This window comes from Mesorhizobium sp. WSM4822 (assembly GCF_055811155.1).
Genome location: NZ_JBVVQM010000041.1, coordinates 1 through 9,682, shown reverse-complemented (window position 1 = coordinate 9,682; position 9,682 = coordinate 1). Strand labels below are relative to the sequence as shown.

Here is a 9,682-nt window from a genome sequence, read left to right as displayed (position 1 = left end):
GAAGAACTTGGCCCATAGTGCATCCCTCGATTCGGAGGATAAGGATGCCCCATCAAAGCCTGGGATCAAACATCTAGCTGACAGAGGTTCTTCCACCTGGCACCCGCCCTTCAACGAAGGGCCGGTAGTCGGAACCACCTTTGACGACAGCGTGCACGACACGCGCCATCTTGGCGGTAATAGCGTTCATTGCCTTGCGGCGTAGATCGGGATTGTCGCGATCCCTCGCGATGTAGCGTTCGAACTTATGACGGAAGCCGTTCTCCCGCTGGCGGATGGCGACTTGTCCGGCGATCCACAGGGTGCGGCGCAGCCGAGCATTGCCAAATTTGGAAAGGCGGGTTTGGCCGCGATATTGGCCTGATTGCTGTGTCGAGAGGTCCAGTCCGCAGAACTTTAGGAATTGGCGATGATGACCGAAACGGCGAAGATCGCCGGCTTCGGCAATGATCGTCAGCGCATTGATCGGACCGATGCCGGGGATCTGGCGTACGAGCTGATAGTCCTGGCTGTGCCGCAACAGCTCGTCGGCTTGCGCTTCGATCTCATTGCGCTGCCGGATCAGGCCGCGTGCTTCGTCAATGACCATCCGGAACATGCGAATGGCAGGGGCATCGAGCGGCAGGGGCAGTCCGATCGATGAGCGCGCCGTCTCGTAAATATCCATCAGAATCTGTGTCTTGCTGACCTTGCGACCGACGACATCCCACGCTGCCGTCACAAACTCCTCCTTCGTCAGCGCCGTGATGCTTGCTGGGGTCGGAAAGGCATGGAGGAAGGCGAAGAACCAGTCGCTGCGGCTGTTCCCCCGGAAGCGATCGATCTCGGGAAAATACAGCGGCAGGTAGTGCGTCAGGATACGGTGCTGGATCTCGGTCTTGGCCCTGGCGATCGCTTCATGGGTCTTCGACAGCTCCTGCACGTCGTTGATGCCGGCGCGCAGCGGATCATGGTAGACTTGTGTTGCCTGGATCCTGAGCATGTGCAGCATCACCTGTGCATCCTTTGGATCGTTCTTGTCCCAGCTGTTGTGCAACGCTTCTCGTGTTCGGGCCAGCGCTAGCGACGACACCAGCCGCACCTCAAAACTCGCTTCAGCCAGGCGCCATGCTATCGGCCGGTGATAGTTCCCGGTCGCCTCAAAGGCGCAGACCACAGGGCGGCCGTACGCCTGCAGCACTTCGATCAGATGGTCGTGCTCAGCACGGGTGTTGAGGACCAAAAGGCGACGCCGGCGCTTGTGGCCTGGTGCTTCGATCAGAACTTCATTGCGCACCTTGGCAATGTCGATCGCTACCAGCACCGCGGCGGCGGGTGTAGAATCTGAAGTGGTCATGGTCGGTCTCTCCGGAATGGGTTGTGAACATTCACATTCTAGAGAAACTTTGACTGGCCATGGCCGCCTCGACAGCGGTGCGCGCCTGCAGCGAAAAGCTGCGCGCACCGCTCTCTAGGTCGCCGTCGCTCCTTCATTCCGTAGGTGCTACGGCACCGAGCTGACGTCGATGGCGGTCCTCAAATGGTGCCAGGAGAGCGGCGTCGAATGGCCTTACATCGCGCCCGGCAAGCCGATGCAGAACGGATTCGTGGAGAGTTTCAACGGCCGATTTCGCGATGAATGTTTGAACGAAACGCTGTTCTCCACTCACGCAAGCGCGGGCAGCAATCGAACTATAGAAGGAGGACTACAACCGCAACAGACCACACTCAGCCTTGGGTAACATCACGCCCATCGAATTCGCCATGAAAATGGCGCTGGAAAAACAGGCCGCATGAGGCCAGAAATGAAGCGCCGGACTCTCCATTGGAACAAGGGTCTCAGGTCAAGCCTCCTGTTCTAGTGCACGCTACTATCCGCCGGCGAGCGGACCATCCAGTTCGGCGCTCAGGCAAGCTTCATGTTGCAATTGTCCGGCTTGTTGACGATCCACTTTCAGATGATCATTCGTCTTCTTCAAAGGGTCGCTTCAATTCCCGTGCGAAGCAAGCCACTTTACAGAGGGCTCGTCAGCTCAGAGATACTAGAGACCTACCATGCGAACTCGCTTCATTCGTCCTCGGGGCAACCACCGCTTGATGCTTGATGTTGGGCTGGATAATCTCCTTTGAGGCGTGGCCCTCAAGGATCGGCGATGGGCGAGATCTTGGAGCCAGGAGCAGATTGGCCGACGCTTGCCGATCGAAGTCCCGGATTGAAAGACGATACCCATCAAGTCACGAAGCCCCTCTCAAGCCCTATTCGGTCAGCGTCGGGGAGCGCGTTGGTACTCTCCGAAAGGCATCGACCTGAGTGTCCACTCCACCGACGCCATCTCCGCCGCGGCCCTCAATGCCCGACCGAGAAAAACCATGGTCTGCAAACACGCCGGCGGTCGCTTGACGAGTTGCTGTCTTAAGCAAACAATCGGTGTTGCGTCTGCCGCTTGAATCCGCCGCTGTTGACGCCAACTGCGATGATAACGGCGACCGACACGTTGCGCCCGCCGCGGCGCACCTTAAGCTAGGTGTCGTCAATCCACAGGTATGGCAGTCGCCCTCGATGGGCCGCTCGGCGGAGACGCGCTCATCCCATCGCCTTGACTAGATCGAGACCAAACGGTTCGCGATGCCTTGACTATAGGACCTCCTGAAATGTCGGCGCGTCAGCGCCTCCTTAGCCATACGGCGCGGCTCAGGATGGTCCTGACCTTGGTGATTGCGCAGTTCGACCGGGCGTCTCCCAATCGCGATCGCCATGGCCGTTGTGCTGAGCCGTCCGCAACGGGTTCTTCTCGCTAGGCGGCGCCGGTGGCGGCTCCCATCCCCAGCTTCAGCCTCTCGGCGGGAAAGCCGATCATCTCGCGCAAGATATCGGCGTCGGGGATCTTCTCCACGATGCGCGCAGGTTTATGACGTGGTCGGTCGTCGGTGGTTCCTTCGAGCCACGTCCATGTCACAGCGTCCCGACCTTGCTGGGTAAAATCGATACCGCCACTACGGCACTCGCTCGCTTCAGCGCTGTTGAGGGGCGCTCGCGAGCGGCTCGTGACGGCGAGCTACACCACCGAGAGGACACGACCGCAAATCGGTGTGCTTTTATGAGGACACACATGTAGGGAAGTCGACATTAGGTCTAAACCAAAAGGCTTTATCAACCGGATATCTATATTGATTTAAAAGGATCTTTTCGCTTGGCATGGCTAATGCTTGTTGTCTGCAGAGGTGCCAAGAAGCATAGCGATGTCGAGTGGGGATAAGAATGGATTTAGGGCTTGAAGGCAAGGTGGCAATGGTCGCGGCCGCGTCACGCGGTTTAGGCTTAGCCACAGCTGAGGAATTGGTCAAGGAGGGCTGCCGTCTCTCCATCTGTGGTCGGGATTCGAAGCGACTAGAAGGAGCGGTCGATCTGTTGAGCAGCAGAGGCGTCGAAGTGCTGGCGCGCCCGACCGATGTAACCGACTGCGCGGATGCAGCAGCTTGGGTTCATGAAACAGCGGAGCATTTTGGATGTATCGACATCATGGTGACGAATTGCGGCGGCGTTTCTGCCGGGCCACCCTCGGTCATGACGCCCAAAGATTTTGCTGATGCGTTCAACCGAGTACTTTTACCTTCGATAAATTTGGTTACGGCTGCCTTGCCGTATCTGCGGCTTTCGCGAGCGGGTCGAATATTGATGCTCGCCTCCGAGGCGATCGTAAGGACTCCAGCACATTTCGCACTGTCGGGTGTCGCACGAGCCGGGCTCGTGCCCTATTGCCACGCGCTCGTTCAAGAATTGTCGGGCGAGAGCATAACCGCAAACGTGCTCGCTCCTGGAGCACACAGCACCGCGATTCACGAAGCCAATCGCCTCGGCGACCATGCCGATGCCATCCGTGCCCTGGAGGATAGGACCCCAGCCCAACGCCTCGGCGATCCCTCGGAATTCGCAGCAGTTGCTGCATTCTTGGCTAGTGCTCGCGCGGCCTATGTCAGCGGTCAATTGATCGTCATTGATGGTGGCTTGAGTGCAACTGTCTAAATCATTGGCCGCGAGGAGCCGTCCATGACCAAAGCAAATGCGAACAGTGTCCCTATAAATCTTGGCCTTTCAATCATACATGCGGCGCTTATTCGCGATTATCCTGACCAGGAAGCGACTTTCGGCTTTGGTCTCATCCGTAGTCTTGCCGATGTCTCGCCTGACTGTGCACGATCAATTCATAGGCAGTCGACCTCTCAGGGGTTGATCCGAGTTATTGGCACGAAGTAAATTCGGAGGAGTTACTTTGAAGCAGATGAGGGAGGCGGCCTGAGTTTCGACGGGCCATTGATCATGCCGGAACAGTTGACACCGGTTCCGCAAGCGCTGTGACTGCATGCAGCGTACAAGGCTATGTTCAGCAATACAAGGCCAACGCTTTTCTTGCGACTAGCATCACGGTGTTCTCGGTATAAGCGATTGGGGATATACTTACCGAAAATTAAAATCATAGCTAAGAATAGGTAATATATTATGCATAATACAACTATAAATCCAGCCGTTGTTACAGACGGGTACCGGCATATCTTCGGAATTGATGGCAAGGTAGTCTGCATTTCGGGATCGAGCCGTGGTTTGGGGAAGTCACTCGCCACCTGCTTTGGACGGTTGGGGGCGAAGGTTGTCCTTTCCTCGCACAATATTGAAGAGCTGACCGAAGCAGAGGCCGAACTTGCCGGCCAAGGAATTGAGGTGACGGCTATCCGCGCTGATGTGCGTGCGCACGACGATTGCAAGGCACTGATCAATGGCACGGTCGAGCGATTTGGGCGCATAGATGTGATGGTATGCAACGCTGGTACAGATATCATTAAGCCAGCACATTCATATGAAGAGCCGGAATGGGACGAAATTGTCGATGTCAATCTGCGCGGTTACTATTACTGTGCCAAATTTTCTGCCCAAGCAATGCTCCTTCAAGGCGGCGGCAGCATCATTATGACATCCTCGGTCGCCGGCTCGCTCGGCATACCGGGCCTGACTGTATATGCTGCGACAAAAGGAGGCGTTAATCAACTGACACGCACTATGGCGGTAGAATGGGCGGACAAGGGTATTCGTGTAAACGCTGTCGCACCTGGATTCATCAACAACTTCATGGATGGGGTGCATCTTAACCTAGATACCCCTTACCAGCGCCGGGCAATGGAACTCACCCCAATGCGACGCCGGGGCAACCTGTCCGAGTATTTCGGGCCTTACATTTTCCTCGCAAGCCCAGCTGCATCGTTCGTGACCGGCGAAATTCTTTATGTCGACGGGGGTTACGCCGCAAGCTGATCCGAGGACGATTCGATGTAGCACCGGTGTTAGAAGGAAGTGGAACTATGTTAAGAACGGTACCAGATGGCGTTAACTTCCTAGACTGCACCCTGCGTGACGGTGGCTACTACACAGGTTGGGATTTTGCATCAGGACTGGTGTCGGACTATGTCGCGACCATCAACCTTCTCCCCGTGCGTATGGTCGAGCTGGGGCTCGCCGGAAAGCCTGAGAACCGCGGATATTTCGCCAGTATGACGAGCTCTAAGGCCGAAGAGGTGGCTGCGGATCTTCTTGCCGAAGTGTGCCTGATGATTGATGCCAAGGATGTGCTTGCGAGCGAACGGCCTATATCTCTTGCTATGGTCGACTTGACAGAAGGACTGTCTCCGGGGCGGATTACAACCATACGCGTAGCCGCGCATTATAGCCAACTGGCCTGCTGCCGGACCATTTGCGCTGAGTTGTCTCAAAGGGGCTTCCGTGTGTTTTTGAACCTCATGCAGATAGATGCAGCAAATGCTGCAGAAGTTGAGATGTGCCTGAAGGAGTTAGAGCAGATCGAGCGGCTCGACGTGCTTTACATCGCCGATTCGTTCGGCTCTATGAAGCCGACCCGCGTTCAGGAAATTATAGATCGGTTTGCGAGTCGGCTTGAGAGTGAGATTGGATTTCACGGCCATGACAACCGAGGATACGCACTGATCAATTCAGTGGCGGCCGCGGTGGCGGGAGCGACTTGGATAGACTGCACGATGGGTGGCATGGGCCGCGGGGCAGGAAACACAGCTAGTGAGCAGCTCCTACCAATTCTCGGTCACCTCGACAAATCCGGGGAACACGCGCTTCTAGAGCACGTCTTGCGTCATTTCGATCCGCTTCGCAAATGGTATGGATGGAGCAGCAGCGCAGCATATCAGTTCGCGGGCTCTAACTTAATCCATCCTTCCTATGTTCAAAAGTTGCGCGAAGACGGGACCTTGTCTGATGCCGCGATTATCGACCGCCTTTCGAACCTCCACGCCGACGAACGGATGAGTTTTGCCGACGAAAAACTGTCGGCGCTGATGGCGCGGAAGATCGCCTGATGCAGGTATCTCACTTGAGGCACTCCTTGTTTCCAATTTGGAGGGAGCCATGACTCTACGAAATGCTGTTGTGAAACCATCGACCCTCCCGTCTGATCCGCGGTTTTCATCAGGCCCTTGCCGTAAACATCCTGGTTGGAGTGTCCACCCAACTATGCTGCGCTATGTTGGACGAAGTCACCGGAGTTCCAAGGGAGCAGAAAGGCTGAAAGAGGTCATTAGGCGCATGTCTTCTTTGCTAGAACTGCCTGATAGCTGGTCGTCCGGGATCGTGCCCGGTTCAGGCACCGGGGCCTGCAGCATGGCCTTACAGAATCTACTCGGCCCTTTTCCAGTCGAGACATTCTTGTCAGACAGCTTTTCGCGGTATTGGGCAAATGAGATCGACGGGTTGGCGCTAGCGCCCCAACGCCGGCACGCTTGTGCCTACGGCAGTTTTCCCAGCCCTAGCAGAGTCGACCCAAACCATGACGTCGTTCTAGTGCTAAACGGCACCAGCAGCGGCGTTTGTCCGCCGGACCTTGACTGGATACTTCCCGATCGGGCTGGGCTTGTGATCGCGGATGCCGTTTCGGCAGCTTTTACCAGGCACATCGACTTCGACCGGACCGATGCTCTGTGCTGGTCATGGCAGAAGGCGCTTGGCGGCGAAGGCGGCCACGGCATGATTGCGCTATCGCCCCGAGCCCAGGCACGGCTGAAAGCCGGCGGACGTAAGCCTGTACCCAGACTGATGACGCTGCACAACCCAGATGGATCTGTAAACGACGCCTTCTTTAGCGGCCGGACGATCTCGACCCCCAGCATGTTCGCTGTCGAGGATATCCATTCTGCGCTCGCCTGGGCCGAAGCGTGCGGCGGACTACCTGCGCTTCTGAACAGGGTTGCCAACAACTATGCTGTGTTGGCCGACTGGGTGAATTCTACTCCTTGGATTGATTGGACTTGCACCAATTCGGCAGCGCGCTCCACCTGTTCAATTACTCTTCGGCTTGTACGAGAGGAGCTCGCTGCCGGTGAGAAAGCGGATGTCGCTGAAATCGCTGCGAAGATGATCCGTCTACTTGAAGCCGAAGGAGCGGCTTTTGACATCTGGAGCTACGGCGACGCGCCGCCAGGATTCCGGATATGGGCGGGGCCTACCGTCGAGGCAGATGACTTGGCGCTGTTGTGCGAATGGCTTGCTTGGGCTCATAGGGAGACGTGTGAGGCCAGCATTTCACCCGAAGCGACGGTCGACCGTCACGGCTACTTTCCGCCCTATATGGCAAGCGCGGTTCAGCCAAGGACGGAGTCGGCCTGTCCTCAAGCCGCCGAACTCGAAAACCCACCTCCTAAAACCGTGGCAGATTGCTATGCCGGGATTCTCTTCGACGCGATTGGGGTCCTGATCAGCGAAAATGAAGCGCTGCCTGGCGCTGTTGATACCTTGGCGCGACTTAATGTGTCCGGTCAGCCATACTACATCGTGACGAATATCAGCAGTGGATCGGAGATGGCAATATTTGCACGTCTCCGCCGCGCGGGTCTTCCGATTCCGGGGGTCGACCATATTGTGTCCGCGGGAGGTGTTGCGCGACATCGCGTACTCGAAGAGCTGGCGGCCGGGCGGCGAGTTTCGTATCTGGGTAGTGCACACGCTGCGCATGAGATCTTCGGCGAGCACCCAAACTTTCATGGCGCCCATACTGAGCTGACCTTCGACACACTCGTAGTGCTCGATGACGAAGGCTTTGATTTCAAACGGGCCGCCGATAACATCCTTTCGACCTTTCATCGTGGGATAATCCACGCCCGCGAGATGCCCCGTTTGATAGCGGTGAACGCGGACATCATCTATCCTGGAAAGAACGGTTCACATGTCTTTGGACCGGGAATAATAGGGCCAATGCTTGAGGCAGGGCTATCATCGTTCGGAGTTCCTCCGATATCAGTAGAGGTTATTGGCAAGCCAGGAAGAGCGATTTTCGAAGAATGCATCGCTCGGGCCGGTACCAACCGTCTTTTGATGGTCGGCGATCAGGTTGATACTGACATCAAGGGCGCAAAGGCTGCAGGGCTCGACGCCCTTCTCCTAACCCCGTATCTCAACAGCTGCGGCGAGTTGCGGCAAGACCCTAACGGCGCTGCCGACTACGTTGCAAAAAACCTACAGCAGATGTTCGACGGCAGTTTGTTTCCAATCCATCGGTCAGCAACCTGTACGAATAAACCAGACTAGATGTTTGATCCTGGATTTTGATGAGGCCTTGTCCTCAGAATCAGGGGATACGCTATAGGCTAGGTTCCTCATGGAGCGTAAGCGTCACGAGAACCGGCTGCCCTTGGTTGACAGAGGCAGGATTCAGATGCGGGCCGCCTTGCTCGCTTGGGCATGAAGTACGAGCGGATGGCGACCACCGCTTTTGCAACGGCGGCGACGTCCGCGTCGTCGAGAGGGAGTTCAGCCCGTTGTATCCCGGATCGGGGCGTCGCTCGGCAAGGCCATCGCCTACACGCTGGCGCATTGGCAAGGGCTGACAGCCTTCCTCGCGGACGGACGGATCGAGTCGACAGCAACGTTATCGAGCCTTCGCTCAAGCCGGTCTGCCAGACGAGGAAGAATAGCCTTTTTGCCGGATCCGCCCGCGGTGGCGAGACTTGGGCGGTTCTGGCATCACTGGTCAACTCGGCAGGGCTCAATGGTCTCATCCCGAAACCTGGCTCGCCGACTTGCTCGAGCAGATCGTCTCGGGTGCCATTCCGGTCAGTCGGGTCGACGCGCTCTTGCCGTGGAATTACGGGGCCAACTGGAGCGTGTGGCGGCATGGATCGCTCGTCGGTCAAGAGGGCCCGTCGCCGCTCCGCCCGCCGCGGCGTCCTCGGTTGCGCCTGCCGGGCCTGCGAGGCCCATGTCGTCCAGGCGCCGGCGCGAGCGCGAGTAATGGACGAGGCATGGCAACGACGGGCGCTGGTGGCGCATGTGGTCGTCTCTAAATTCGCACGGCATCTTCCTCTCTATCGCCAGTCGCAGATCTTCTCGGGTTACGGCATCCATCTCGACCGCGACCAGATGCTGGAAGCCTCGGCATTGCGCGAGCTTCTGTCAAAAAATGTATGGTCCGCCCCGTCCCTGCAAGGGTTCGCGACATCGCCGATGACGATTCCAGTTGCGTAAATGTATCCGGCCTCTCGCGAGTGAGCTGCTGTTGCAGCCAGGCCATGATGAGATCCGCGCACGCCGTTCCCAATAAATGGTTCGGGCACGAAGCCCGCTTTTTTTGCACAGGGCTTACGGCATGCTGATCCACTGTTTCGTCATCACTATTCCCGAGCCTTGCAATCGAGC

At 57.1% G+C, this 9,682-nt stretch carries 5 protein-coding genes and 4 pseudogenes; 7 read left to right on the top strand and 2 right to left on the bottom strand.

The window, feature by feature from the left end; genetic code table 11:
- Positions 1-73 precede the first annotated feature (73 nt).
- Positions 74-1,336 (bottom strand): IS110 family RNA-guided transposase, encoded by a 1,263-nt coding sequence (locus tag AC0L3E_RS34040; protein WP_473606825.1) that lies wholly within the window; start codon positions 1,334-1,336, stop codon positions 74-76.
- 151 nt (positions 1,337-1,487) lie between these two features.
- Here AC0L3E_RS34040 and AC0L3E_RS34035 point away from each other — a divergent pair.
- A pseudogene (locus tag AC0L3E_RS34035) lies at positions 1,488-1,776 on the top strand (integrase core domain-containing protein); the annotation flags it as partial.
- A 652-nt stretch (positions 1,777-2,428) separates the two neighbouring features.
- On the opposite strand, the pseudogene AC0L3E_RS34030 reads toward AC0L3E_RS34035, so the two are convergent.
- Positions 2,429-2,890, bottom strand: a pseudogene (locus tag AC0L3E_RS34030) (transposase); the annotation flags it as partial.
- A 348-nt stretch (positions 2,891-3,238) separates the two neighbouring features.
- On the opposite strand from AC0L3E_RS34030, the gene AC0L3E_RS34025 reads away from it, so the two are divergent.
- From AC0L3E_RS34025 to AC0L3E_RS34000, 6 genes and pseudogenes are all read left to right on the top strand, one after another.
- Positions 3,239-4,003 (top strand): SDR family oxidoreductase, encoded by a 765-nt coding sequence (locus AC0L3E_RS34025; protein ID WP_473606823.1) that lies wholly within the window; start codon positions 3,239-3,241, stop codon positions 4,001-4,003.
- 474 nt (positions 4,004-4,477) lie between these two features.
- The gene (locus AC0L3E_RS34020; RefSeq protein WP_473606822.1) at positions 4,478-5,284 is read left to right on the top strand and encodes an SDR family NAD(P)-dependent oxidoreductase; all 807 of its coding nucleotides are present in this window, start codon (positions 4,478-4,480) and stop codon (positions 5,282-5,284) included.
- Positions 5,285-5,331: 47 nt separating this feature from the next.
- Positions 5,332-6,354 (top strand): beta/alpha barrel domain-containing protein, encoded by a 1,023-nt coding sequence (locus tag AC0L3E_RS34015; RefSeq protein ID WP_473606821.1) that lies wholly within the window; start codon positions 5,332-5,334, stop codon positions 6,352-6,354.
- Positions 6,355-6,907: 553 nt separating this feature from the next.
- Entirely contained in the window at positions 6,908-8,575 is a 1,668-nt protein-coding gene (locus AC0L3E_RS34010) for an HAD-IA family hydrolase (protein WP_473606820.1), read from the top strand.
- Between the two features lie 193 nt (positions 8,576-8,768).
- Positions 8,769-9,141, top strand: a pseudogene (locus AC0L3E_RS34005) (IS66 family transposase); the annotation flags it as partial.
- An 82-nt stretch (positions 9,142-9,223) separates the two neighbouring features.
- Positions 9,224-9,511: pseudogene (locus AC0L3E_RS34000) on the top strand (IS66 family transposase); the annotation flags it as partial.
- Positions 9,512-9,682: the final 171 nt, after the last annotated feature.

Coding starts and splice junctions, on each gene's coding strand:
- AC0L3E_RS34040 (WP_473606825.1), bottom strand. CDS start 1,336: ATGACCACTTCAGATTCTACACCCGCCGCCGCGGTGCTGGTAGCGATC.
- AC0L3E_RS34015 (WP_473606821.1), top strand. CDS start 5,332: ATGTTAAGAACGGTACCAGATGGCGTTAACTTCCTAGACTGCACCCTG.
- AC0L3E_RS34025 (WP_473606823.1), top strand. CDS start 3,239: ATGGATTTAGGGCTTGAAGGCAAGGTGGCAATGGTCGCGGCCGCGTCA.
- AC0L3E_RS34020 (WP_473606822.1), top strand. CDS start 4,478: ATGCATAATACAACTATAAATCCAGCCGTTGTTACAGACGGGTACCGG.